The sequence below is a fragment of the Mesorhizobium sp. M0037 genome (assembly GCF_040323635.1).
Classification (GTDB): domain Bacteria; phylum Pseudomonadota; class Alphaproteobacteria; order Rhizobiales; family Rhizobiaceae; genus Mesorhizobium.
In genome coordinates, this window is record NZ_JAMYVB010000014.1 from 15,288 (window position 1) to 38,656 (window position 23,369).

The 23,369-nt window shown below is 64.0% G+C and carries 20 protein-coding genes; 6 read left to right on the plus strand and 14 right to left on the minus strand.

Features of this window, described 5'->3' with window-relative positions; all coding sequences use genetic code 11:
• Positions 1 to 83 precede the first annotated feature (83 nt).
• From NKJ78_RS20640 to NKJ78_RS20660, 5 genes are all read right to left on the minus strand, one after another.
• The gene (locus NKJ78_RS20640) at positions 84 to 1,706 is read right to left on the minus strand and encodes an ABC transporter ATP-binding protein (protein WP_023670432.1); all 1,623 of its coding nucleotides are present in this window, start codon (positions 1,704 to 1,706) and stop codon (positions 84 to 86) included.
• The gene (locus tag NKJ78_RS20645) at positions 1,703 to 2,572 is read right to left on the minus strand and encodes an ABC transporter permease (RefSeq protein ID WP_352562621.1); all 870 of its coding nucleotides are present in this window, start codon (positions 2,570 to 2,572) and stop codon (positions 1,703 to 1,705) included. Before NKJ78_RS20645 ends, NKJ78_RS20640 begins: the two co-directional genes overlap by 4 nt.
• Positions 2,569 to 3,516 carry an ABC transporter permease gene (locus NKJ78_RS20650; RefSeq protein ID WP_023710755.1) on the minus strand — a complete coding sequence of 316 codons (948 nt, stop codon included), beginning with the start codon at positions 3,514 to 3,516 and terminating at the stop codon, positions 2,569 to 2,571. The genes NKJ78_RS20645 and NKJ78_RS20650 overlap by 4 nt, the downstream gene beginning before the upstream one ends.
• 244 nt (positions 3,517 to 3,760) lie before the next feature.
• Positions 3,761 to 5,236 carry an ABC transporter substrate-binding protein gene (locus NKJ78_RS20655; RefSeq protein ID WP_023706065.1) on the minus strand — a complete coding sequence of 492 codons (1,476 nt, stop codon included), beginning with the start codon at positions 5,234 to 5,236 and terminating at the stop codon, positions 3,761 to 3,763.
• A 121-nt stretch (positions 5,237 to 5,357) separates the two neighbouring features.
• The gene (locus tag NKJ78_RS20660) at positions 5,358 to 6,638 is read right to left on the minus strand and encodes an acetylornithine deacetylase/succinyl-diaminopimelate desuccinylase family protein (protein ID WP_023706064.1); all 1,281 of its coding nucleotides are present in this window, start codon (positions 6,636 to 6,638) and stop codon (positions 5,358 to 5,360) included.
• Positions 6,639 to 6,861: 223 nt separating this feature from the next.
• Between NKJ78_RS20660 and NKJ78_RS20665 the strand changes: the two genes are divergently transcribed.
• A complete protein-coding gene (locus NKJ78_RS20665) occupies positions 6,862 to 7,293 on the plus strand; it encodes a L,D-transpeptidase (RefSeq protein WP_023681747.1) in 432 nt (143 codons plus the stop codon).
• A 13-nt stretch (positions 7,294 to 7,306) separates the two neighbouring features.
• On the opposite strand, the gene NKJ78_RS20670 is transcribed toward NKJ78_RS20665, so the two are convergent.
• The 7 genes from NKJ78_RS20670 to NKJ78_RS20700 all read right to left on the minus strand — a co-directional run bounded on the left by NKJ78_RS20670 (position 7,307) and on the right by NKJ78_RS20700 (position 16,012).
• Positions 7,307 to 8,314: a lipid A biosynthesis lauroyl acyltransferase gene (locus NKJ78_RS20670; RefSeq protein WP_031203708.1), complete on the minus strand. Its 1,008-nt coding sequence runs from the start codon at positions 8,312 to 8,314 to the stop codon at positions 7,307 to 7,309.
• A gap of 4 nt (positions 8,315 to 8,318) precedes the next feature.
• On the minus strand, positions 8,319 to 9,347 hold the full coding sequence (locus NKJ78_RS20675) for a zinc-binding dehydrogenase (protein WP_023681745.1): 1,029 nt from the start codon (positions 9,345 to 9,347) through the stop codon (positions 8,319 to 8,321).
• A gap of 36 nt (positions 9,348 to 9,383) precedes the next feature.
• Positions 9,384 to 10,655 carry a beta-ketoacyl-ACP synthase gene (locus NKJ78_RS20680; protein WP_352459144.1) on the minus strand — a complete coding sequence of 424 codons (1,272 nt, stop codon included), beginning with the start codon at positions 10,653 to 10,655 and terminating at the stop codon, positions 9,384 to 9,386.
• Between the two features lie 42 nt (positions 10,656 to 10,697).
• On the minus strand, positions 10,698 to 11,888 hold the full coding sequence (locus NKJ78_RS20685; protein ID WP_023823058.1) for a beta-ketoacyl-ACP synthase: 1,191 nt from the start codon (positions 11,886 to 11,888) through the stop codon (positions 10,698 to 10,700).
• A gap of 55 nt (positions 11,889 to 11,943) precedes the next feature.
• Complete coding sequence (locus tag NKJ78_RS20690) at positions 11,944 to 12,225, minus strand: acyl carrier protein (protein WP_010909964.1); 282 nt, start codon at positions 12,223 to 12,225, stop codon at positions 11,944 to 11,946.
• 209 nt (positions 12,226 to 12,434) lie between these two features.
• On the minus strand, positions 12,435 to 12,983 hold the full coding sequence (locus tag NKJ78_RS20695) for a histidine phosphatase family protein (RefSeq protein WP_352459143.1): 549 nt from the start codon (positions 12,981 to 12,983) through the stop codon (positions 12,435 to 12,437).
• A 98-nt stretch (positions 12,984 to 13,081) separates the two neighbouring features.
• A complete protein-coding gene (locus NKJ78_RS20700) occupies positions 13,082 to 16,012 on the minus strand; it encodes a caspase family protein (RefSeq protein WP_352562622.1) in 2,931 nt (976 codons plus the stop codon).
• 265 nt (positions 16,013 to 16,277) lie between these two features.
• On the opposite strand from NKJ78_RS20700, the gene NKJ78_RS20705 reads away from it, so the two are divergent.
• The 3 genes from NKJ78_RS20705 (at position 16,278) to NKJ78_RS20715 (ending at position 20,143) form a co-directional block, all read left to right on the plus strand.
• Positions 16,278 to 17,231: an AEC family transporter gene (locus NKJ78_RS20705; protein WP_352459141.1), complete on the plus strand. Its 954-nt coding sequence runs from the start codon at positions 16,278 to 16,280 to the stop codon at positions 17,229 to 17,231.
• A gap of 235 nt (positions 17,232 to 17,466) precedes the next feature.
• On the plus strand, positions 17,467 to 18,924 hold the full coding sequence (locus tag NKJ78_RS20710) for an NAD-dependent succinate-semialdehyde dehydrogenase (RefSeq protein ID WP_352459140.1): 1,458 nt from the start codon (positions 17,467 to 17,469) through the stop codon (positions 18,922 to 18,924).
• 193 nt (positions 18,925 to 19,117) lie between these two features.
• Positions 19,118 to 20,143 (plus strand): aldose epimerase family protein, encoded by a 1,026-nt coding sequence (locus tag NKJ78_RS20715; protein WP_023681740.1) that lies wholly within the window; start codon positions 19,118 to 19,120, stop codon positions 20,141 to 20,143.
• 4 nt (positions 20,144 to 20,147) lie between these two features.
• Here NKJ78_RS20715 and NKJ78_RS20720 read toward each other — a convergent pair whose 3' ends face one another.
• Positions 20,148 to 21,068, minus strand: a complete 921-nt coding sequence (locus NKJ78_RS20720; RefSeq protein ID WP_023805444.1) for a sugar kinase — start codon at positions 21,066 to 21,068, stop codon at positions 20,148 to 20,150.
• Positions 21,069 to 21,222: 154 nt separating this feature from the next.
• Between NKJ78_RS20720 and NKJ78_RS20725 the strand changes: the two genes are divergently transcribed.
• Together NKJ78_RS20725 and NKJ78_RS20730 are read left to right on the plus strand one after the other, a co-directional pair.
• On the plus strand, positions 21,223 to 21,666 hold the full coding sequence (locus NKJ78_RS20725; RefSeq protein ID WP_352459139.1) for a FixH family protein: 444 nt from the start codon (positions 21,223 to 21,225) through the stop codon (positions 21,664 to 21,666).
• A gap of 4 nt (positions 21,667 to 21,670) precedes the next feature.
• A complete protein-coding gene (locus NKJ78_RS20730; protein WP_352459138.1) occupies positions 21,671 to 22,870 on the plus strand; it encodes a cytochrome-c peroxidase in 1,200 nt (399 codons plus the stop codon).
• Between the two features lies 1 nt (position 22,871).
• On the opposite strand, the gene NKJ78_RS20735 is transcribed toward NKJ78_RS20730, so the two are convergent.
• A complete protein-coding gene (locus NKJ78_RS20735; RefSeq protein WP_023818076.1) occupies positions 22,872 to 23,324 on the minus strand; it encodes an Lrp/AsnC family transcriptional regulator in 453 nt (150 codons plus the stop codon).
• Positions 23,325 to 23,369 lie beyond the last annotated feature (45 nt).

Consider the following 23,369-nt stretch of genomic DNA (forward strand, 5'->3'; position numbering starts at 1 on the left):
TCCCCGCTGCTTCGCAGCGTCCCAGCGTTTGTGACCTTTCATCGTGCCACTGGCACGATGAATTCGCTGCGCGAACCGGTCACTTACCCCTGTTCCTGCATACGGTGAGCGATCGCCCGATGCAGATCGGGCGCAGCCGCGACCAGCGCCCTGGCCGCCTCCGACTGCGGATGATCGAGCACGTCACCGGTCTTGCCGCGCTCGACGATCCTGCCGTCATGCATGACCAGCACCTCATCGGTGATGGCGCGGGCGACGGTCAAATCGTGGGTGATGAAGAGATAGCCGATGCCGAGCTTCTGGTTGAGCTCTGCGAACAGGTCGAGGATCTGGGCGCGGATCGAGACGTCGAGCGCCGAGACCGGCTCGTCGGCGACGACCAGCTTCGGCCTAGTGATGATGGCGCGGGCGATCGACAGGCGCTGGCGCTGGCCGCCGGAAAACTCATGCGGATATTTGTCCATGTCGCTGGTGCCGAGGCCGACCTCGTGCAGCGCATGCGCCACCATCTCGCGCCGCTCAGCCGGTGTCGGCTTCGTCTCCAGTACATGCAGCGGCTCGGCGACCAGTTTTACGACCTTCTGGCGCGGGTCGAAAGAGCCGTAGGGATCCTGGAACACGACCTGCATGTCGCGCCGCGCGGCTTTGAGCTCCGCCTCGCTTTTGCCGGTTATGGTCTCGCCGCGAAAGCGGATCGTTCCCGATGTCGATTTGTCGAGCGCCAGGATCATGCGGGCAAGCGTTGACTTGCCGCAGCCGGAGCGGCCGACCAGCGCCACCGATTGGCCCGGCGCCAGCGACAAGGACACGTCGTCGACGGCGCGGATCGGAGCCGCTGACTTGAACAGGGAGGTGCGCCGGCCCGGATAGTCCCGTGTCACGCCTTCGACCTCAAGCAGCGGTTTGCCCTGGCCGGCGGCGTGAACCTTGGCGCGCGCGGGCACGTGCATGGAGGCCAGCGCCAGCTGGCGCGTGTAGGGATGCAGCTGTTCCGACAGCGTGCGTGCGGTGTCGCCGGCTTCCATCACCTCGCCATGGCGCAGAATGGTGATGCGGTCGGCCATTTCGGTGACGACCGCGAGATCGTGCGAGATCAACAGCAGGCCCATTCGGTTTTCGCTGACAAGGCCGCGCAAGAGGTCGAGGATCTGCGCCTGCAGCACCACGTCGAGCGCCGTGGTCGGCTCGTCGGCGATGAGCAGCTTGGGTTTCAATGCGCAGGCAATGGCGATGACGACGCGCTGGCGCTGGCCGCCCGACAGTTCGTGCGGATAGCGCGACAGCGGGAATTTGGCCTCCGGCAGGCCAACGCGGTCGAGCATTTTGCGCGCGCGGTCTTCGGCGTCGGCACGGCTTGCCCTAGTGTGCCAGCGTATGCCTTCGGCGACCTGCTCGCCGATGGTCTTGACGGGGTTGAGCGCCGTCATCGGCTCCTGGAACACCATGCCGATGTCGTCGCCGCGCAGCGCGCACATCTGGTCCTCGGTTGCGGCCAGAATATCGATGCCGTCGAAGGTCACGCGGCCGGTGGCGCGCGCCGCATGCGGCAGAAGCTGCATGATGGTCAGCGCCGTCATCGATTTGCCGGAACCGGATTCACCGACCAGGCCCATCACCTCGCCGGGCGCGACGGAGAGCTCGACCCCTTTCAGGATCGGCGTGTCGCCGACGGCCAGCGACAGGTTCTCGATCTGCAGCAGGCTCATCGCTGCCGCCGCGATTTCGGGTCGAGTATGTCGGCGATGCCGTCGCCGAGCAGATTGAGCCCAAGCACGGTGACGACAATGGCCATGCCGGGGAAGATGGCCATCCACGGCGCCACCACCATGCGCGTCTGAGCGTCGAACAGCATGCGGCCCCAGCTCGGCATTGGCGGCTGGACGCCGAGGCCGACATAGGAGAGGCCGGCTTCGGCCAAAATGCCAAGCGCGAACTGGATGGTGCCTTGCACCAGAAGCAGCGTGGCGATGTTGGGCAGCACGTGCTCGGTTGTAATCTGCGCTTTGCTCTTGCCGGCGGCGCGGGCGGCGAGGATGAATTCGCGCGGCCAGATCGCCAGCGCGCCGGCGCGGGCGACGCGCGCAAACACCGGGATGTTGAAGATGCCGATGGCGATGATGGCGTTGATTGCGCCCGGTCCGAAGATGGCGGTGATCATGATCGCCGACAGCAGCGCCGGGAAGGCGAAGACGAGGTCGGTCAGCCGCATCAGCGCCTCGTCGACCAACCCGCCGCGCGCCGCGGCGAAGGCGCCGAGCGGCACGCCGACGCCCATGCCGATGCCGACCGCGACCAGCGCCACGGCAATCGAGTTGCGGGCGCCGACCATGATCATCGACAGGATGTCGCGGCCGAAATGATCGGTGCCGAACCAGTGCGCCGCAGAGGGCGCCAGCGTCTTGTCCGAGATCACCAGTTTGGTCACGTCGTAGGGCGTCCAGACGTAGGAGATGACCGCTATTGCAGCCACCAGCACCGTGATGGCGAAGCCGATGAGGAAGGAGCGGTTGCGGAAGGCCTTGGCCAGAATGCTGCCCAACGTCTCCTGCGGGATGTCGATGTGCAGCGTCATTGCCGGCCTCGAAGGCGCGGATCGACGATGGCGTAGGAGACGTCGACGACGAGGTTGACCGCAATGACGGCGACGACCAGCAGCATGACGATGCTTTCGACGACGATCAGGTCGCGCTGAGTGATCGCCTGGAACACCAGCCGTCCGAGGCCGGGGAGATAAAAGACGTTCTCGATGATGATGGTGCCGGCGAGCAGGAAGGCGAATTGCAGGCCCAGAATGGTCAGAACCGGGATCATCGCGTTGCGCAGCGCGTGCCGCCACAGCACGGCGCGATAGGGCAGGCCCTTGGCGCGGGCGGTGCGGATATAGTCCTCGTTCAGCACCTCGATCAGCGCCGAGCGGGCAACGCGCGCCAGGATCGCCGCCTGCGGCAGAGCGAGGGCGATGGCCGGCAGCAGCAGCGATTTCAGCGCCGGCCAGGCGCCGGCGCTCCAGCCGGGAAAGCCGCCGGCCGGCACCAGCCGCAGCCAGACGGCAAAGAGGTAGATCAGCATCAGCGCGAACCAGAAGTTCGGGATGGCGACGCCGAGCTGGGCGGCGCCCATGGCGATCGTATCACCGGCCCGCCCGCGCCGGCTGGCGGAATAGAGCCCGACCGGGATGGCAATGATGGTGGACAGCGCCAGCGCGATCAGCGCCAGCGGCAGGGAAACCGCCATGCGCTCGCGGACAAGGTCGATGACCGGCACTGAATAAGTGTAGGAGCGGCCGAAATCGAGGCTGAGCAGACCGCCGACCCAGTGGAGGTAGCGCAGGAGAAGCGGCGCGTTGAGGCCCATCTGGTTGCGCAGGAGTTCGACCTGCTCGGCGCTGGCGTTGAGGCCAAGCATCAGCCGCGCCGGATCGCCGGGCAGGATTTCGAGCACGGCGAAGACGACCATCGAGGCCAGGATCAAGGTTGCGATGGCGATTGCGAGGCGTTTGAGGAGGTAGGCGGTCATGGTGGAGGGGCGCCCGGTGCGGCTGCGCCTTGAAAGTCGAGTTCCCGCCCACCCCCCTCTGTCCTGCCGGACATCTCCCCCGCAAGGGGGGAGATCAGCAGGTTCTGTGTCGTCGACCAGCGTTCAACGTTCGCGATAGGCGAAAGCGGAGATGATAGCCCGATCTCCCCCCTTGCGGGGGAGATGCCCGGCAGGGCAGAGGGGGGTGTGACGGAGCGCAAACGCCGCCCTTTGGCCCGCCGCCTCAATCCGTCCACTTCACCTTGGTCAGATCATTCGCCTGGATCGGCGCATTCTCCCACAGGCCCTGCAGCTTGACGTCCCAGACGCCGACCTTCGGCAGTTCATAGAGGAACCCCACCACGGCGTCGTCGGCCAGGATCTTCTGTGCTTCGCCGAGCAGCGTGTTGCGCTTGGCGTCGTCGGAGGTGAGGTTCAGCTCGGCGATGATCTTGTCGAAGGCGGGGTTGTCGTAGTTGAAGTAGTAGTCCTTGCGCGAGTAGATATCGATGTCGTTGGGCTCGGTGTGGGAGACGATGGTCAGGTCGTAATCCTTCTTGGTGAACACCTGATCCAGCCACTGCGCCCATTCGACTGGAATGATTTCCAGGTCGATGCCGACATCGCGCAGCTGCGAGGCGATGATCTCGCCGCCAAGCCGTGCATAGGAAGGCGGCGGCAGCTTCAGCGTCGCCTTAATGCCGTTTTCGAAGCCGGCTTGCTTCAGCAGCTCCTTGGCCTTGTCGACATTGTGCGGGTACAGGCCGGTGAGGTCGACATAGGCCTTGCTGGCGGGCGACATGTGCGAGCCGATCGGCACGCCGAGGCCGGCCGAGGCGCCGTCGATGATCGCCTTGCGGTCGAGCGCGAAGGCAATTGCCTGCCGCACCTCGAGCTTGTCGAAAGGCGGCTTCTTGTTGTTGATCGCCAGAATGGTCTCGCCCTCAGTCGAGCCGATCACCACCTTGAAGCGCGGATCGTCCTTGACCTGCGCGACGCTGTCGGGATCGAAGAAAGGGAAAGCCTGGATGTCGCCGGAGAGCAGCGCCGGCACGGCGGCGGCGGCGTCGGGAACGATGCGGAACTCGGCCTTGTCGAGGAACACCGGGGCGCCCCAGTAAGTGTCCGATTTCACCAGCGTGATCGACGAGCCCTTGGCCCAGCTCTGGAATTTGAACGGGCCGGTGCCGATGGGCTTTTCCTTGTTGGTGTCGGCGCTCTCGGGCGCCACGATCACCGCGTCGCCCCAGCCCAGATTGTAGAGGAACGACCCCTGCGGGTTCTTCAGCGTCACCTTGACCGTCGTCGGATCGACGACTTCGACCGTATCGATGGAGGCGAACAGGGCTTTTTGCGCGTTGACCGAATTGTCGGCGCGGGCGCGGTCGAGCGAGAACTTCACGTCGCCGGCGTCGAAATCGCTGCCGTCATGGAATTTGACGCCGGTGTGCAGCTTGAAGGTGTAGACCTTGCCATCGTCGGAAATGGCCCAGCTCTCGGCAAGGTCGGGCAGCACTTCGCCATTCGGACCGATGCGGGTCAGGCCCTCGAAGACGTTGGCGTAGAGCACTTCGTCGATCGCCGCGGCAGCACCGGCGGTCGGATCGAGATGTGGCGGCTCGAGCGTAATGCCGATCACCAGGTCGGTGCGTGCGGCAAATGCCTGACTGCCGGCCAGTGCCAGCACCGCGGCGGCAAGAATGGTTTTCCACAATTTCATCGTGCAACTCCCAAATGCTCGAACCCTGGTGCGATAGAAGCGTGATTTCGAGGTGGAGTAAATTGCGTTTCATGCTCCGCAGCGGCGCGGGGAGGAATGTTTTTTCAGCGAAGTCGATGGTTCAGTCCGCGGCCGTGCCCCTAAGCAGCACATTCAGCCCGATCGCCATCACCTTGGCCGACTCCACCATATCAGAGATACCGACCCATTCGTCGGGCCGGTGGGCGAGGTCCAAAATGCCCGGGCCATAGGCGATGCAATCATAGATGTGGCCGATGCGGGCGATGTGCTTCTGGTCGTAAGTGCCTGGTGAAATGACATAATCCGGCTCACGGTCGAAGATCGCCATGATGCCTTGCGCCACCGCCTTGACCACCGGCGCGTCGCGCTCGGTCATCAGCGGCAGCACCTCCATCAGGTCGCGAATCTCGTAGTCGAACTTTTTGCGCTCGCGCTTCAGCCGGTCGAGGATATCGGTCACCTCGCTCTTGACCGTGGCAAGGTCCTCCTCGAGCAGGAAGCGGCGGTCGATGGTCAGCCGGCAGGCGTCGGGCACGTTGGGTGAGGGCAGGCCGGGGCGGAAATCCTCGGTCTGGCCGCCATGGATCGAGTTGATGTTCATGGTCGAGCGCTTTGCGCCTTGGGGCACGACAGGCATGCGCGTCACCTTGCGGTCGAGCGCCGGAAACAGTTCATCCTCGAAGGCCTGCAGCACGGCGCCCATGTGGCGCACCGCATTGTCGCCGAGGAACGGCATCGAGCCATGCGCGATCTCGCCCTTGGTCTCGATCTCCGCCCACCAGACGCCGCGATGGCCAAGACAGATGCGGTCCTTGTTCAGCGGCTCCGGGATGATGACGTGGTCGACCTTGGGTTTCGAGAAATAGCCAAGCTTCGCCAGATGGGCGACGCCGCCGAAGCCGCCGGACTCCTCATCGACCGTGCCCGAAATTTCGATGGCGCCGGGAAAGTCGGGGAATACCTCCATGAAGGCTTCCGCCGCGATGATCGAGGCGGCCATGCCCCCTTTCATGTCGCAGGCGCCGCGGCCGTAGACCTTGCCGTCCTTCACCACCCCGGCAAAGGGATCGACGCTCCAGCCTTCGCCGGCTTCGACCACATCGATGTGCGAGTTGAAATGGACACAGGCTCCAGGCGAGCGGCCGTCGAAGCGGGCGACGACATTGACGCGGGGATAGCGGTCGGTGTCGCCGGGCGTGCCTTCGGCGCGGATGAATTCGGTTTCGAAGCCAAGCCTGCCTAGGCGCGCACCGATATATTCGGCGCAGGGGCGATAGGCTTCGCCAGGCGGGTTGATGGTCGGGAAGCGGATCAGGTCGGCGGTCAGTGCGACCAGGTCATCAACACGGGCGTCTATCGCTTTGAAGAGTCGTTTGTTCATTCCCGGATTTGAGCAGGCAAGGGGGTGGTTTTGCAAGCATCGCGGCACTGGCGCCGAAACTTCGTGTCGCAGCGGCAACTATGGCGGGAAAATCGTTCAAATTCGCTGCTTTAGATTGGCGAATTTATCAAGGAGTGTGTGTTAGATCACTCACCTGTCGTTAAAAAGATGAAAAACCGCGTGATGACAGGGCAGGCAAGGGGCATCAAAGGGGTTTGATCTCATGACTAAAATCGTTCTCATGGCAGCTGCTTTTGCTGCGATGCTGTTCGGCACGTCCATCGAAAGCAGGGCTGCCTCGCTGGTGGCCAGCATCGACGTCTCGTCGCAGACCATGACCGTCAGCCAATACGGCCAGGTGCTTTATCGCTGGAGCGTGTCGACCGCCCGCAGTGGCTATTTCACGCCGCGCGGCACCTATCGGCCGCAACGCACGGCGCGGATGTGGTATTCGAAGAAATACCACATGTCGCCAATGCCTTACTCGGTGTTCTTCCATGGCGGCTACGCCATCCACGGCACCGGCGCGGTCAGGCAGCTGGGGCGTCCGGCATCGCATGGCTGCGTGCGACTGCACACCGCCAATGCCGCGATGTTCTATGCGATGGTGCGCGAAGTCGGCTTCGGCAATACGCGGATCGTTGTTACGAACTGAGGCTATCGACGCCTTAGGATTGACGCTGCCGCTGGCCGGTGGCGTTGGCCTGTCCGCGCCGGCGCCGACGCCGGCCCGAGATTTCCCACCTTTTGTGGAACCACATCCACTGTCCCGGATCCTCGCGCACCCAGCGCTCGACCACGTCGGCGAGCAGTTGGGTGGTGGCCGCGACATCGACGCTGCCGCTTCCATTGCGCGGCAAGGTCAGCTTGTCCTCGATCTCGAGGCGGAAGCGGTTGCCTGGCAGCCGCACACATCGCGCCGGATAGACGTCGCAATCATAGTGACGGGCGAGCATGCCCAGAACCGGATTGCTCTGGCATGGGCGATTAAAGAAGATCGTCTCCAGCCCGCTGGAGAATTTCTGGTCGACTAAAACGCCGATATTGCCGCCTTTCTCCAGAATCGACGCCAGCGCGAAGGAGGCGCCGGTCGAAGACGGCAGCAAGGCGCCCATGCTCGAACGCCGCGTCGAATGGATATAGTCGGCGAGGTAAGGATTGTTCGGGGGACGAAACAGCGCCGTGATCTTCATGCCGAACGTCGCGGCCGCGACCGGCAGCAATTCAAAATTGCCGAGATGGCCGGTGAACAGGATATGCGGTTTGTCCTCGCCGGCAATCTGATGGAAATGATCGGCGCCGCCAACTTCGACGCGGCCGGGCGTCGCTGCGTTCGGATCATAGTCGAAGAGGGCGTCAAGAAAGATGTATTCGGCGGCGAGCCGGGCCATGTTGCCCCACATGTCGGAGGCGATGGCCTCGATCTCGCCATCGCTCTTCTCGGGATAGGCAAGGCGCAGATTGTTGATGGCGACACGGTGGCGCCCGACCCACGGACCGATGCGCCGGGCCGCCCGGTCCGCGAAATTGAGCGCCCTGTCCGCGGGTAAGAGGCGCAGCAGCGAGATGATCGTCATCGCCACGCGCGCCACCAGCCAGTGCTCCATCTGGCGCAGTCTTCGGCCATAGCGGAACATGAAGTCCCGGCGGGCTTTCTTGAACACCTTGCCGACCATAGTCCTAGGAAACGCGCAGGATGATCTTGCCGAACACGTCGCGGCCTTCCATGCGCTTCAACGCGGCGTCGATGCCGTCGAAGCCGACTTCGGTGTCGATGACAGGTGCGACCTGTCCCGCCGCCATCTTCTGCATGGCGTTGGCCATGTTCTCCATGCGGCAGCCGAAGGACCCAAGCAGCTTCAGCTGCTGCTGGAACAGCTGCATCAGATTGATCTGCGTCGACACGCCGGAGGTCGAGCCGCAGGTGACCAGGCGGCCGCCGCGCTTGAGGCACAGCATCGAGGCGGCAAAGGTGTCGGCGCCGACATGTTCGAAGACGACGTCGACGCCCTTCTTCCTGGTGAGCTTGCGCACGACGCCTTCGAAACGATCGTCGCGGTAGTTGATGACATGGTCGGCGCCGAGGGCCTTGGCCTTGTCGATCTTGTCGTTGGAACCGACCGTGGTGATGATGGTGCAACCCATGCGCCTGGCCAGCTGGATCGCCGCCGAGCCGATGCCGGAGCCGCCGGCATGGATGAGGATGGTCTCGCCGGGCTGCAGCTTGGCATTGTCGAACAGCATGTGCTCGACGGTGCCGAAGGTAACGGGGGCGACGGCAGCGCCGACATCGGTCACGCCTGGAGGGGCCGGGACCAGCAGGCGCGCCGGCAGGTTGATCTTCTCCTGCGCAAAGCCGTCGAGATGGAAGCCGTGGACGCCCGAGACATGTTCGCAGAGATTGTCACGGCCTTCGCGGCAGGCGCGGCAAAGGCCGCAGGTGCGCGCGCCGTAGATCGACACCAATTGTCCGGGCAGCAGGCTGGAGACGCCGGGGCCGACAGCTTCGACCTCGCCGGAGGCTTCGGCGCCGACGACCAGCGGCAGCTTACGCTTGGCGAAGGCCATGCCACGCCAGCCCCAGACGTCGATATGGTTCAGCGCCACCGCCTTGATGCGCAGCGTGACTTCGCCCAATGCGGGGGGCGGCGGGGGCGGCAGGTCCACCGTTTCAAGACGGCGGTCCTCGATAAGTTGCAGTGCGCGCATGGAGCCTGTCAGTTCAGTCTGGCTGAAAAAGGTCGCTTAGACCGGTTCCCGCGCCATGACAAGGCAGGTGTTCTGGCCGCCGAAGCCGAACGAGTTCGACAGCACGGTGCCGACTTCGGCATTGCGCTTCTTGTTGGGCACCACGTCGAGCACGATTGCCGGGTCGGGATTGTCGTAGTTGATGGTCGGCGGAATGACGCTTTCGCGCATGGTCATCAGCGAAAACGCTGCTTCGACGGCGCCGGCCGCCGACAGCGTGTGGCCGATCATCGACTTGTTGGACGAGACCGGCATCGAGCCGATGCGATCGCCGAACACGGTCGACAGCGACAGATGCTCCATCTTGTCGTTTTCCGGCGTCGAGGTGCCGTGAGCGTTGACGTAGTCGATCTCGTCCTTGCTCAGGCCGGCATCCGCAAGGGCGGCGCGCACTGCTGCGATCGCCGGGGAACCGTCGGGCTTGGAACGGGTGCGATGGAAATCGTCGGCCTTTTCACCGCAGCCGCGCAGGATGCCGAGAACGCTGGCGCCCCGGGCAAGGGCTGCCTCAAGCGATTCCAGCACAAGAGCGCCGGAGCCTTCGGCCAGCACAAAGCCGTCGCGGTCCTTGGAGAAGGGTTTTGACGCCTTTTCAGGGATGTCATTGTGGGTCGACAGCGCCGAGAGCAACGAAAAGCGGATCAGCGCCTCGGCGGTTGCCGAACCGTCGGCGCCGATGGACAGCGCCCGGTCGCATTCGCCGCGGCGGATCGCTTCGACGCCGAGCTGGATGGCGGTGGCGCCCGAAGCGCAGGCCGTCGACAGCGTGATCGGCAGGCCGCGCGTGCCAAAGCGGTCGGCCAGCCGGTCGGCGATCGCGCCGAACTGCGTGCTTGCGAACGTATCTGTTTCCTTCAGCCCGCGCGCCACCCTGAGCAGCCTTTCGGCGCCGGCGCCTTTGCCGTCGGAATTGTAGAGCGCGAAGCGATCCTGCCAGTCGAGTTCGACCGGCGGCGAGGCGAGGAAGAGCGGGCCACCGAAATCAGAGGAATCGAGGCCGGATTCGGCCACCGCCTCATTCGCGGCGGTTTCGGCCAGTTCGTAGGTCAGCAGGCTAGCGCCTTTCGAGCTTGAGTCGAGGAAATCGACCATGCCGGAGATGCGGGTGTTGAGGTGGTCGACGGGAAAGCGGGTGATCGGGTGGATGCCCGATTTGCCGGAGGTCAGTGCCGCCCAATTGTCTGCCTTGCCGACGCCGAGCGAGGTTACCACGCCGATGCCGGTGACGGCGACGATCGGCCTGCCCATGTGATCTCTGAGATTGGCCATCCGGAACCTCTTAACTTTGCAGCATGATCGCGCAGCGCTGCTTCAAGCAGCGTTGACCAGCGCCATGCCCTCGAATTGGTGATAGCCGATCGCCGTTGCGAGCACGGTTTCGGGAATGCCTTCGAACGGCTTCTCGGCCGCGGCGTCGAATACGGGGTAGGCGGCCTTGCGGTCGACGGCCAGGGCGGCGAGGGCGACCGCGAATGGAAACTGCGCTTCCTTCATATGCCCGGTCAGCGTGGCGAAGCCGCGCGCCGATATCGCCGGATTGGCATCCAGCGCTGACTTTTCGGCTGAAGTTGCGGTATGCGCCCCGGAGGCGCCCGACAGGGCCAGCAACTTGCCGTTCGGGAGAGCCGCCTGTTTGAGCAATGCCGCGATCTCGGCGTCAAGCTCGCCGCGCGAACGCCGGGCGCGGCCTGAGACGACCGGTCCGAGCTCGGCATAGATTTTCCGCCCACGGCTTTGCGCGTGTTCGCGCTGCTCCAGCACCAGGAACGCGCCGCCGGAGCCGGAGACCAGGCCACCGCCCTCGGCGCCCTGTCTCTGCCAGACCGGCTTCCATGGGCCGCGATGCAGATAGCCGGCCAATTCATAGCCGAGCAGCATGTCGGAATGTTCGGTCTGGAAGGCGCCACCTACCAGTATGTGGGTCGACTGTCCGGAGCGGATGCGCGCCGCGGCGGTCTCGACGGCGGCGACGCCGGCACCTTCCTCGCCCATGAAGGTCCTCGACGACCCCGTCACCTTGTGGACGATGGAGATGTTGCCGGCGAGCAGATTGGAGAGCTGGGCCAGGAAAAGGGTCGGCCGCAATTCGGTGGTCAGTTTCTCGTTGAGCAGCACGTCGCGGTCGTTGCGGCTCTCGGACGCTGCGAGGATGGCGGCATCGACCGCCTCGTCCCGCTCGCCGCCGCCGGCGGCCACCACCATGTCCATGGTCGTGCAGAGCTCGTCATTGCCCTTGATGCCGGCGTCATCCAGCGCCATGCCGGCGGCATAGGTGCCCAGCCTCTGCCAGGTTTCCATCTGCCGCTGGTCGCCGCGCTTGGCGATCTGCAGGTTCCAGTCGATCTCCGGCAGGGGATGCACGGTGTAGGGCGCAAAGCGCGCGGCTTCGAGCACCGGCTGCAAGCCGGGCTGCGCCAGCTTCTGCCAGTGGGTATCCGGACCCTCTCCCAGCGAGGAGACAAGGCCGATACCGGTGATGACGACGTCGCGACGGCTGCTCATGAGCGGCTTTGTGGGTCAGGCGGCGCAGCCCGTCAAGGCCGCGCGCCAGCCGATATCAGGCGGTCTTGGCGGCGACCAGCGCGTCGATCTTGGCGCACAGGTTCTTCATGACGAAGTAATCGTCGGTCGAAGCCTTGCCGTCATTGACTTCCTGGGTCCACTTTTCCAGCGGCACCTTGATGCCGAATTCCTTGTCGATGGCAAAGACGATATCGAGGAAATCGAGACTGTCGATGCCGAGATCGTCGATCGTGTGGCTCTCGGGAGTGATGGTGTCGATATCGATCTCGCTGGTGTCGGCAATGATCTTGGCGACTTTGTCGAACGTGGTGGACAAGGGCTCTTCCTTCGGTTGCGGGCGGAATCTGTCCGCATCTGGTTTGGGCGCTGTCTAATCGGTTTTTCCCGGCAGGAAAAGGCCTGATGCGCGGGGCGCAGATGGTATGGCCTTCCCATAAAGACAAGAAGGGCTGCCCGACAAGCCGGCGGCCCTTCCAGTTGACGTTACGTCAGATCAGTTTTTAGGGAGCTTGACCACTGGCTTTCTCAGAACGTGACGCGGCCGAGCACGCGCAAGCCATCGCCCTGCGGCTCGACCACCACCGCTTCGCCCTCGCGCGGCGAGACGCCGGTCAGCGCGACGATGTTTTCGAGATGCGTGACCATGACCAGATTGTCGGAACCGGTGTAGGCGCGGATTTCCTTCATCACCGCGTCGAGCTGCGCGGCCTTCTCGGTCGGATCGCTCCTCAGGAGGTCGAGCGGCGCAAAAAGCTCCGGCTCCGCCTCGAAGGCGATGCGGGCGGTGTCGAGGCAGCGGCAATAGCGGCTGGACAGCACCCGCTCGATGGGGGCGGCGCGGGCGCCGAACAGCGCGCCGATCTTGCTCGCCTGCTGCTTGCCGCGCCCCGATAGATTGACCTGGGTGGCGCAGTTGTCGATGTCGAAATTGGCGGGGTCGGTGGTGCCGGTGACCAGTGCGTGGCGAAGCAGCACGACATGGCCGCCGTCACGCAGCAGCGCCCAGCCGGCGTCGGTCGCGTGGGCGACGGCGGGAACAGCAAGCAGGAACAGCGACAGCACAAATCGAATCATCGAAACCTTTCCGGGAGCCGGATGCCGCTCCGGTCATTCTGATATAGGGATCGGAAAGCCGGCACAAAGACAAGCGAAAGGCGAACCCTCGGTTCGCTTCACATTTTCGCCATTTGCTTCTTCGCCAGCTCGATCTTCTGATCGGTGAGCGGGATAGGGATCGTGTAGCCGGCTTCGGTGAAGCCCTGCTTGGCGTTCTCGAAGAATTCGATCGCCTTGAGATATTCCAGCTTGCCCGCGCCATAGCTGGCGCGGTTCCAGTGGACGTCGCCGATATTGTTCTGCTCGAAGGCCCACTGCAGCGGCTGACTTTCGCGCGTAAACACCTTTAGCGCCGCCGTGAACGCCGCTTCGGCGTCGTTGAGATATTTGTCGGTCCGCTGGAGATTGCCGAGATTGAGCAGGCTCATACCGATGCCATTTTGAGCGTTGGCCCAGTCGACCGGCGCGGCCTCGATGGTGAGTATTTCGAGCGCTGCCCGCCGCGCCGCAATCGAATCCTGCAGCGTCTTGGCATCGCCATTGCTCATGCTCAACCAGTGCAGCGTCGAGCCCAGGCCGGCCTGGGCCATTGCCCATTGCCGCGGGTTGGTCTCGCGCTTGTACTCGCGCAACGCATTGCCGTAGGCGTCGACCGCCTCGCTGTAATGCTCGGGCTTGTCGGTGACGCCGCCGAGAAGCTGCAGCGTGTTGCCGAGATTGTAGTAGCTCATCGCCCAGTCCTGCGGGAACTTCCGCCTGACATAGACCTGCCGTGCCGCCTGGAAGGCTGCCGCCGACTGTTCCAGCTTGGCCGCATCACGCGTGCGCTGGCCCAGCGTCTGATAGATCGAGCCGAGATTGTTCTGGGCTGACGCCCAGTCCATCGGGAAGCGCTTGCGGGTAAACACCGTCAGAGCGTCGTCATAGGCAGCAGCAGCTTCTTCGAGCGTAGCCGTGCCCATATCGAAGCGGGCGATACCGCTCAGCGCATTGCCCAGGTTGAGGCGGCTGGTCGCCCAGGACACCGGGAAAGTTTCGCGGGTTCGCACTTCCAGCGCGGCGCGAAACGCGTCGGCCGCCTCGTTGATCTTCGCCTTGTCGTTGAGCTGGATGCCAAGCGTTACAAGCGTGTTGCCGAGATTGTTCTCGACCATCGCCCATTCCACGGGTGCTTTCTCGCGTGTGTATTCCTCAAGCGCCAGCCGGTAGGCTGCTTCCGCCTGGGTGAGATGCTCGCCGGCAGGCTCACGCTCGGAGAGTGCATAGAGCGCGAGGCCTAGATTGTTCTGCGAACCGGCCCAGTCCAACGGCAGCTTGTCGCGCGGACGCTTCTCAAGGGTGGCGCGCGTCGCCGCCACCGCTTCATTGAGACGCTGCGGGTCGCTCTCGCGTTCGCCGATCTTCAGAAGCACGTTGGCCAGGTTGTTCTGCGCCGCGGCCCAGTTGCGGTCGTCCTTCTCGCGCTCGAACACCACCAGCGAATCGCGGAAAATCACCGCTGCTTCTTCGAGATGCGCAGTCTCGGTTTCGCGCTCTCCAATGGTCTGCAGCACCACCGCCATGTTGTTGCGGGTGATTGCCCAGTCGCGATTCTGTTCGCCGTTGGGGATGAAGTTCAAGATGGTGCGATAGGCCTCGATGGAGTGCTGCAGCGCATCGAGGTCGCCGGTGGCGTAGCCATAAGCGTTCAGCGCCTCGGCCTCCTGGTTCTTGTAGTTCCAGCGCAGCTTTTCGTCCCACTTCTCGACCAACGAATACGCCTTGGCATAGTCGTTGGCGGCGGATTTGTAGTCGAAGACCAGCGCGGCGGCGTCGGCGCGTTTGGCATAGATGGCGGCGTCGGCGATGCGCTTTTGCCGGAGCAGGTCCTCGGCCTCGTCGACCGCACCGCTGTTTTCCTCGATCCGGCCGACCGCGTCGTCGAGGAATTTGCGCGCCGTCACCATGGCGCCCTGGCCTATGGCCTTGTCGGCGGATGCGACCAGGCGACTGATCTCGGGATCGTCGGTGCGTAATGCGGCGCGCTCGGCCATCATCTTCTTCAGACGCTCGGCCTGGCTGTCCAGCACCTTCTGCAGGTCGTTGGGATCCTCCGGGATCTTTTCCGTGCCGAGCGCCTTGAGCACGCCGTAGAGCGCATCGAGCGGCACACCGTCCTGCAGCGAAGCCAGCTCCACCTGCGCCCGTTTGGGATCGGGCAGGTCGGAAATGGTCAGCAGCAATTGCCGCCGCTCACCGGTGATCAGCCCGTCGTCGCCAGTCGGTTCCGGCGGCGCGACGCCGAAATAGAGCAGGCGACGCAGGCTCTCGCTGACCCAGGGGCGCTGCTTTGCCTTGGTGTCGAGATAGACCTCCTCGGTAACCATGCGCATGACCGAGCCGAATTCCGTGCCTTTCATCGCGGTGAGGTGGCGCAGCAGGGCGGCGGCGTAGGGGCTGTTTTCGCCGGCGGCGCCATCGAGCGCCGGTCGGCCCGGCTCGGCGGCGAAGCCGACCACGGTTCCCAGGCTGGCATCATCCACTGAGGCATCGGCGAGGGCTTTTGCGCCGCGCACCGGTTCCAGCCCGCTGGCGCCGACAGACTCGGCGGAAGCCGTCAGCCCGCGGCGCACGATCGCGTCCGGCGGAAACGGGTTGGTGCGGCAGGCGTCAAGCAGCACGATCGTCACCGGCACGGTCTTTTTCAGCTCGTCCAGGACGGCTGAAATCGGCACCAGCGCCTCACCGGCATTTTTCAGCGACGAGACGTCGGCGTCGACAGGCACCAGATAGTTCTCGCCGCCGGCCTCGATGCCGTGGCCGGAATAATAGATGAAGGCGACGTCGGCGCCTTCGGCATCCTCGACGAAGCGACCGAGATCGCGCTTCAGCTTGGCGGCATCGCGATCGGTGACGTTGCGGGCGTCGAAGCCGAGGTCGGTCAGCATCTTGGCCATGTCGCGGGCGTCGTTGGCCGGGTTGGCAAGGGCTGCGATGTGTTCGTATTTCGACTGGCCGATGATCAGCGCCACGCCCTTGAGACTTTTGGTCTCGGCGGCCTGGGCCACAGATACGCCAAGGCAAAGCAGCATAGCTACGAAAGCCGCCAGCCACCCCTGTCTGACCAGCCACACTTGTCTGACCAGCCACTCCCGTCTGAAATGACGCTGTTTCGGCGTCGCAACCATTCGCTGTGTGTCCGCCCTGATGATCCCAAGCCTGTATAGCGCTGCCACCCGACCATGATCAAATTCAGGCGCCGGGCGGATCGAGGAGCGGTTTCTGAAGATCATGGCGATTGCGCTGGAATCCGGGCTCGCCTATCCCTGAAAAATGTCTCCGCTCACCGAAACCGTTCTTTTCGTCTTCAGCCTCGTCGCGCTCGGCTATGTCACCGGGCTCACCGGCTATCTGAAACCGGCCAGCGGGGACGGCATCTCCGAATTCGCCATCAACGTCGCGATGCCGCTGCTGCTGTTTCGGACGATGGTGAATTCCGATTTCCACGGCGTGGCGCCCTGGTCGCTGTGGGGTGCTTATTTCGCGGCGGTTGCAATGACATGGGCCGCCGGCCATCTGGTGACGACACGGATCTTTGGGCGGGACGCGCGCACCGGCATCGTCGGTGGAGTGTCGTCATCCTTCTCGAATGTGGTGTTGCTGGGCATTCCCTTCGTTCTCGGCGTATTCGGGTCCAGCGGATTCGAAGTGCTGTCGCTGCTCGTTTCCGTGCATCTGCCGACCATGATGATGGCTTCGATCATCATGTTCGAGATATTTGGCCGCGGCGGCAGCGAGCCCGTACACCCGCTGCGCATCATCATCCAGAGCTTTCTGAGAAGACTGTTCACCAATCCGTTGATCATCGGCATCCTGGCCGGGCTGGCATGGCGCCTCACCGGCGCGCCGCTGCCGAACCTTGCCATGCGACTGGCCGATGCGCTGGCTAACACCGCCGGGCCGGTGGCGCTGTTCGCCATGGGGCTCAGCCTGCGCCGTTTCGGCATTTCCGGTAACATCCGACCGGCGCTGGCGCTGTCGACGCTGAAACTGTTCCTGATGCCGGCGCTGGTGCTCGGCCTGGTCTGGCTGTTTGGCCTGCCGCCCTTGACGGCCAAAGTGGCGGTCGTGGTGGCGGCGCTGCCGTCCGGCATTAATTCCTATCTCATCGCCGTGCAGTTCAACACCGGCCAGGCGCTGGCGTCGAACCAGATGACCATCGCCACGGCAAGCGCGGTTGTTACAACCGCCTTTTGGCTGACGGTGGTGGTGCATGTCTTTGGGTAGGCTTGGTCTTCTGTAAGGCTGGTCTTTGGCAAGGCTGCGGCCCAAACTAATTTACATGTGAATTTTCTCTGGCGTTGGGCTGGCCCAAAGCCTATATGCCATCTTGCAATTGCTTGCCGGGCTTGCCCTAGGTAAAGAGCAGTGGCTTCAGCGTGTCGGCTCCGCCGCCATTGTGCACGCTCGTTCAAGAGATCCAGGAAACCGGCCCGTCAGTGCGCCGAACGGAGGCTAGACCATGCTGCAGAAAACCAGCCATTTCATGCGCCAGGCCAATCTCATCAATGGCGAATGGGTGCAGGCCGACAGCGGCCAGACGGTCGACGTCAACAACCCGGCCACCGGTCTCAAGATCGGCACCGTGCCGAAGTCGGGCAAGGCGGAAACCCGCCGCGCCATCGAAGCCGCAAGCGAAGCCTTCAAGACCTGGCGCAAGACGACCGCGCTGGAGCGCTCGAAGCTGTTGCGCAAGCTGCATGACGCGATGATGGATAATCAGGATGTGCTGGCCGAACTGCTCACCATCGAGCAGGGCAAGTCGCTCGCCGAATCCAAGGGCGAGATCGGTTCGGCTGCCGCCTACATCATGTGGTTTGCCGAGGAAGGCCGCCGCACCTATGGCGATGTCGTGCCATCGCCATGGGGCGATCGCCGCATCCTGGTGACCAAGGAGCCGGTCGGCGTCATTGCCGCCATCACGCCGTGGAATTTCCCCTCCTCGATGCTTGCCCGCAAGCTTGGCCCCGCGCTTGCCGCCGGCTGCACCGCCGTGGTCAAGCCGGCCTCGCAGACGCCGTATTCCGGCCTTGCATGGGGCGCGCTCGCCGAGGAAGTCGGCTTCCCAAAGGGCGTCATCAACATCCTGACGGGTGCTGCCGGCGAAATCGGCGACGAGATCTGCGCCAATCCGCTGGTGTCGAAGATCACCTTCACCGGCTCGACCGAGATCGGCAAGCTGCTGATCCAGAAGTCGTCCGTCACCGTCAAGAAGGTCTCGATGGAACTCGGCGGCAATGCGCCGTTTCTGGTCTTCGACGATGCCGACCTGGATCGCGCCGTCGCCGGCGCCATCACCGCCAAATACCGCAATTCAGGCCAGACCTGCGTCTGCACCAACCGCTTCCTGGTGCAGGCCGGCATCTACGACAAGTTTGTCGAGAGGCTGGCCGCTGCCAGCAATGCGCTGAAAGTTGGCTCGGGCCTGGAAGAGGGCGTGCAGCAGGGACCGCTGATCGACGTGAAGGCGGTCGAGAAGGTCGAGGAATTCATCGCCGACGCCACGTCGAAGGGTGGCAAGGTCGTTGCCGGCGGCAAGCGCCACGCGCTTGGCGGCTCATTCTTCCAGCCTACCGTCATCGCCGATGCGAAGCCCGACATGCGCTTCATGAAGGAAGAGATTTTTGGCCCGATCGCCCCGGTGTTCAAGTTCGAGACCGAGGAGGAAGCCATTGCGCTCGCCAACGACACCGAGTTCGGCCTGGCCGCCTATTTCTACACCGGCGACCTCGGCCGCGCCTTCCGGGTCATGGAAGGCCTGAAATACGGCATGGTCGGCGTCAATGAAGGCCTGATCACCACGCCGGAAGCGCCGTTCGGCGGCGTCAAGGAATCGGGCCTCGGCAAGGAAGGCGGACATCAGGGCATCGAGGATTATCTCGACACCAAATATGTCTGCATCGGGGGTCTCGGCCTCTAAATCATTCACGGGCAGGGCAGGCCGCGCGCCTGCCCTTGCCAGACGACATTCAGCCGGACTGGAGCGGTTCAGCGTTTCACGGAAACGCCGAACCGCTCCAGTTCTTTGTTTTTTGCAATTCCGGACGGAAAACCGTTTCACACTTTTCCTGGAATTGCTCTAAGTCGACAGATCGATGAATTAGCATTTGGACATAGCGATGAAGGACGGCGAAGTCTTCGGCACGACGCAGGCAGGCGAACCCGTTCGCCGTTTCACCATCCGGGGCGGCGGCGTCAGCGCCAACATCATCGGGCTCGGCGCAATCATCCAGGATCTGCGGCTCGCCGGGCACGACGCGCCGCTGGTGCTGGGCTACGATCGCTTCGAGCCTTACGAGACCGACCGGGCCTTCTTCGGCGCGGTCGTCGGCCGCTATGCCAACCGCATCCGCGACGGCCGCTTCACCATTGCCGGCCAGCGCTACCAGACCGAGCGCAATTTCCTCGGCAAGCACACGCTGCATGGCGGCTCGGAGGGCTTCTTCCATCGGCCGTGGACGGTTTCGCTGCACGGCCGGGATTTTGTCACCCTGACCCTGCACGATCCCGAGGGCACGATGGGCTTTCCCGGCGCGCTCGACGTCACCTGCACCTACCGGCTGAAGATTCCCGGCACGCTCTCGATGGAACTGACCGCCACTTGCGAGGAGCCGACGCTGTGCAATCTGGCGCAGCATTCCTATTTCAATCTCGACGATGGCGGCGCCGGTGACATTCTCGACCACCGGCTGATGCTGAATGCCGGCGCCTATACGCCGGTCGATGGCGAGATGATCCCGACCGGCGTGGTCAAACCTGTCGACGGCACGCCCTTCGACTTCCGCCAGGCGCGGCCGCTGCGCATGGAAACGGAAGGCGAGCAGCTTCCCTACGACGTCAATTTCTGCCTGGCGTCAGCCCGGGGCCCGCTTCACCAGGTGGCGTGGGCGCAAGGCGCCAATTCCGGCGTCGAGATGGAAGTCTGGACCACCGAGCCGGGCCTGCAGCTTTACACCGGCCAGTATGTCGCGCCGACCTCGGGCGGCCTGGACGGACGGCGCTACAAGGCGTTTTCCGGCTTTTGCCTGGAAGCGCAGACGTGGCCCGACGCGCCGAACCGGCCCTATTTCCCACAGGCCACGCTGTGGCCGGGCCAGATCTATCATCAGGTGACGGAATATCGTTTCAGGCTTCCCTAAGGTCTTAGCCCTCGAAAGCGGTTCTTAGAACCTCGAACGGCGCCAGCGCGCCTCGCACCTGGACGACTGTGGCGGCGACGCGATGCGCGCGCTGCACGGCATCCGCCGGGGCATGGCCGGCCAGCCGGGCGGCGAGATAGCCGCCATTGAAGGAATCGCCGGCGCCGGTGGTGTCGACCGGGGTGGCGACATGCTGGGCCGGAACCGGCTGCAGGGCTCCGCCAGTGGCGATCAGCGCGGGTTCCTCGCCATTCTTGACGACGACTTCGCCGACCAGTTTTCCGAACCGCTCGGCGGTCGCTTGCGGTGCCGAGTCGCCAAACAGCATCTGCTCGTCGGGAAAGGTCGGCAGCGCGATGTCGGCGACGGCAAGCGCGTCGAGGATCGCGGCTTGCGCCTCCTCGCGGCTCTGCCACAGGCGCGGCCGGTAGTTGGGGTCGAAGGCGACGAGCGAACCGGCAGCCCGCGCCTTGGACACTTCCGCCAGCAACGTCTTGCGCGCGGCGGCATCCAGAATTGCCAAGGTGATTCCGGAAAAATACACAAGAGCCTGGTTTTCAAGGCTTTTTGCCAAGGCGGCCGGGTCCGAGGCGAGCCGCCTGGCCGCCGCGTCGCTGCGCCAGTAGGTGAAGGCGCGTTCGGCGCCGGTCAAGGTGATGGCGTAGAGGCCGGGCCGCGCGCCTGGGATGACCGGGCTGGCGCCGATGTCGATGCCGTTTTCGGCGAAGAACGAAATCTGGCCCTGCGAGAAGGGATCGTCGCCGAAGGCGGAGACATAGGTCGCCGGCCGCTCGCCGCTCAGCGCATGCAGCGCCCACAACGTGTTGAACGTGTCGCCGGCAAAGCCCATGCGCCAGTTCGGCCCGGCCTGGCCGGACAGCTCGAGCATGCATTCACCGATCGAAGCGACGCCGTCTGCTGCCATGTATCTGTCTCCGGATCAGTTCGCTGCTGTAGCTTTTTGCGGCCGGCAGCGCCATGCTTGGCGGCGGCGGTTTTTTGCGCCAGAAGCGTTTTCCCACAGAAGCGGCGGGACGCGAATTGCTTCGCGAGACGTTATGCCCAGAAGAGGAACCGGTTTGGCATCGATATGGCGTTATCTTCTTGCGGGCGTTGGTCTGGCCGCCTTGCTGGCTGGCATATTGGCGATCGTCTATCTGACCGCGCCGCAGTCGGCGCCGAGCCCCGATGTTTCGCGCTCGAAGAAGACAGCGAACGGCTTGTTTGTCGCCACCATTCAGCCGGAACGCGGCGTTATCCGGCAAGGCGAACTGCAATCCTGGTTGCTGACCCTGAAGACGGTCAAGGGCGATTCCGTGGAAGGTGCGGCGATCTCGGTGTCCGGCGGCATGCCGCAGCACAATCACGGCTTGCCGACCAGTCCGCAGGCGACCGACTATCTTGGCGAGGGGCGCTACCGGATCGAGGGGCTGAAATTCACCATGAGCGGCGTGTGGCAGTTGCGCTTCGCCATTTCGGCGGCGGCCGGTTCCGACACGGTCGTCTTCAACGTGGTGCTGTGAGCGAATGAGCCGCCTGTTGCGCCTTCTGGCATTGGCGGCGGTCGTGCTCGTTGCCGGCTGCGGCAAACCGGATTTTTCCGATGCCGAGAAGAAGACCATCGCCTCGCTGGCGCTGAACACCTTGCCGGCGCTCAAACCCGACACCACCAACCGCTTCGCCGACGTGCCAGCCGCCGCCGCCCTGGGCTCCACTCTGTTCTTCGACCAGGGCATGAGCCGTGACGGCAACGTATCCTGCTCGACCTGCCACAAGATCGACCGGCAGTTCCAGGATGACCTGCCGCAATCCGTCGGCGTCGGCCGCACCAACAGGCGCTCGATGCCGCTGGCCGGCATTGCCCGCAATCCGTGGTTCTTCTGGGATGGACGGCGCGACAGCCTGTGGGCGCAGGCGCTGACGCCGCTGGAAAATCCGCTCGAGCAGGCGGGAAACCGCGCCGCCTTCGCCCATTACATCCAGAAGCGCTTTGGTGCGCGCTACGAGCGCATCTTCGGGCCACTGCCGGATCTTTCCGCCGTGCCGGCCAACGCCAGCCCGCTTGGCAACGAGGCCGAGCAGGCGGCCTGGAAGGCGATGACCCCAACTCAGGCTGAGGGCGTCAACCGCGTCTTTTCCAATATCGGCAAGGCGATCGCTGCCTTCGAACGGTCGATCGAACCGGCACGGACACGCTTTGACCGCTTTGCCATCGATCTTGTGTCAGGCGCCAAGCCGAAAGCCGACGATGCCTTTTCGCCGGAGGAGATGCTCGGACTGAAACTGTTCATCGGCAAGGCCAATTGCGTCACCTGCCATAACGGCCCGCGCTTCACCGACAACGCTTTCCACAACACCGGCGTGCCGCCGGTCAGGGATTTGCCATTGGATCGCGGCCGTTTCGATGCGGTGGCCCAGGTTCAGGCCGACCCATTCAACTGCTTCGGCGCCTTCCGCGATGGCGACGCCGGCGCCTGCGGCGAGCTGCGCTTCATCGTCAAGGCAGCACCCGAACTGATGCGTGCCTACAAGACGCCGTCGCTGCGGGGCGCGGCAACGCGGCCGCCCTATATGCATGCCGGACAGTTCTCCACGCTGGAGGAGGTGGTGGCGCACTATGCGAAGGCGGAGGCGAGCGTCGAGGGCACCTCCGAGGTCCACCCGCTGCAGCTGTCGGACCGCGAACGCGCGGCGCTGGTGGCGTTTTTGAAGACGCTGTCGGAGTGAGCTAGCGATCCTTCACCGTCTCCATGGCCACGAAGGTCGAGGTCTGGGCGACGTGGGGGAGCGCCGAGATGCGCTCACCGAGAACACGGCGATAGGCGGCGATGTCGGTGGTACGGACTTTCAGGAGATAATCGAAGCTCGACGCCATCATGTGGCACTGCTCGATCTCCGGCACGGCCTGCACCGCGCGATTGAAAGCATCGAGCGCGGCCGAGCGTGTGTCCGACAGTTTGACCTGGACGAAGGCGACATGGCCTTCGCCCATGCGCTCGCGATCGATGATCGCCTGATAGCCCCTGATATAGCCGTCCTTCTCCAGGCGCTTCACCCGCGCCTGCACCGGCGTCTTCGACAGGCCGACCTTGCCGGCCAGTCCAGACATGGATAGCCGCCCGTCGCGCGCCAGCGCCGACAGGATATTTTTGTCGATGCGGTCCAATTGGTCTTCTGTCACCGATATCGCAGTCCACCTGATAACAGTTTAACCGCAATGATAGAC

Bases quoted from the DNA above. Each gene is read 5' to 3' on its own strand.
- NKJ78_RS20650 (WP_023710755.1), bottom strand. From the start codon at position 3,516: ATGACCGCCTACCTCCTCAAACGCCTCGCAATCGCCATCGCAACCTTG.
- NKJ78_RS20655 (WP_023706065.1), bottom strand. From the start codon at position 5,236: ATGAAATTGTGGAAAACCATTCTTGCCGCCGCGGTGCTGGCACTGGCC.
- NKJ78_RS20710 (WP_352459140.1), top strand. From the start codon at position 17,467: ATGCTGCAGAAAACCAGCCATTTCATGCGCCAGGCCAATCTCATCAAT.
- NKJ78_RS20660 (WP_023706064.1), bottom strand. From the start codon at position 6,638: ATGAACAAACGACTCTTCAAAGCGATAGACGCCCGTGTTGATGACCTG.
- NKJ78_RS20680 (WP_352459144.1), bottom strand. From the start codon at position 10,655: ATGGCCAATCTCAGAGATCACATGGGCAGGCCGATCGTCGCCGTCACC.
- NKJ78_RS20640 (WP_023670432.1), bottom strand. From the start codon at position 1,706: ATGAGCCTGCTGCAGATCGAGAACCTGTCGCTGGCCGTCGGCGACACG.
- NKJ78_RS20720 (WP_023805444.1), bottom strand. From the start codon at position 21,068: ATGGCAGCAGACGGCGTCGCTTCGATCGGTGAATGCATGCTCGAGCTG.
- NKJ78_RS20730 (WP_352459138.1), top strand. From the start codon at position 21,671: ATGAGCCGCCTGTTGCGCCTTCTGGCATTGGCGGCGGTCGTGCTCGTT.
- NKJ78_RS20705 (WP_352459141.1), top strand. From the start codon at position 16,278: ATGTCTCCGCTCACCGAAACCGTTCTTTTCGTCTTCAGCCTCGTCGCG.
- NKJ78_RS20685 (WP_023823058.1), bottom strand. From the start codon at position 11,888: ATGAGCAGCCGTCGCGACGTCGTCATCACCGGTATCGGCCTTGTCTCC.
- NKJ78_RS20645 (WP_352562621.1), bottom strand. From the start codon at position 2,572: ATGACGCTGCACATCGACATCCCGCAGGAGACGTTGGGCAGCATTCTG.
- NKJ78_RS20665 (WP_023681747.1), top strand. From the start codon at position 6,862: ATGACTAAAATCGTTCTCATGGCAGCTGCTTTTGCTGCGATGCTGTTC.
- NKJ78_RS20670 (WP_031203708.1), bottom strand. From the start codon at position 8,314: ATGGTCGGCAAGGTGTTCAAGAAAGCCCGCCGGGACTTCATGTTCCGC.
- NKJ78_RS20675 (WP_023681745.1), bottom strand. From the start codon at position 9,347: ATGCGCGCACTGCAACTTATCGAGGACCGCCGTCTTGAAACGGTGGAC.
- NKJ78_RS20695 (WP_352459143.1), bottom strand. From the start codon at position 12,983: ATGATTCGATTTGTGCTGTCGCTGTTCCTGCTTGCTGTTCCCGCCGTC.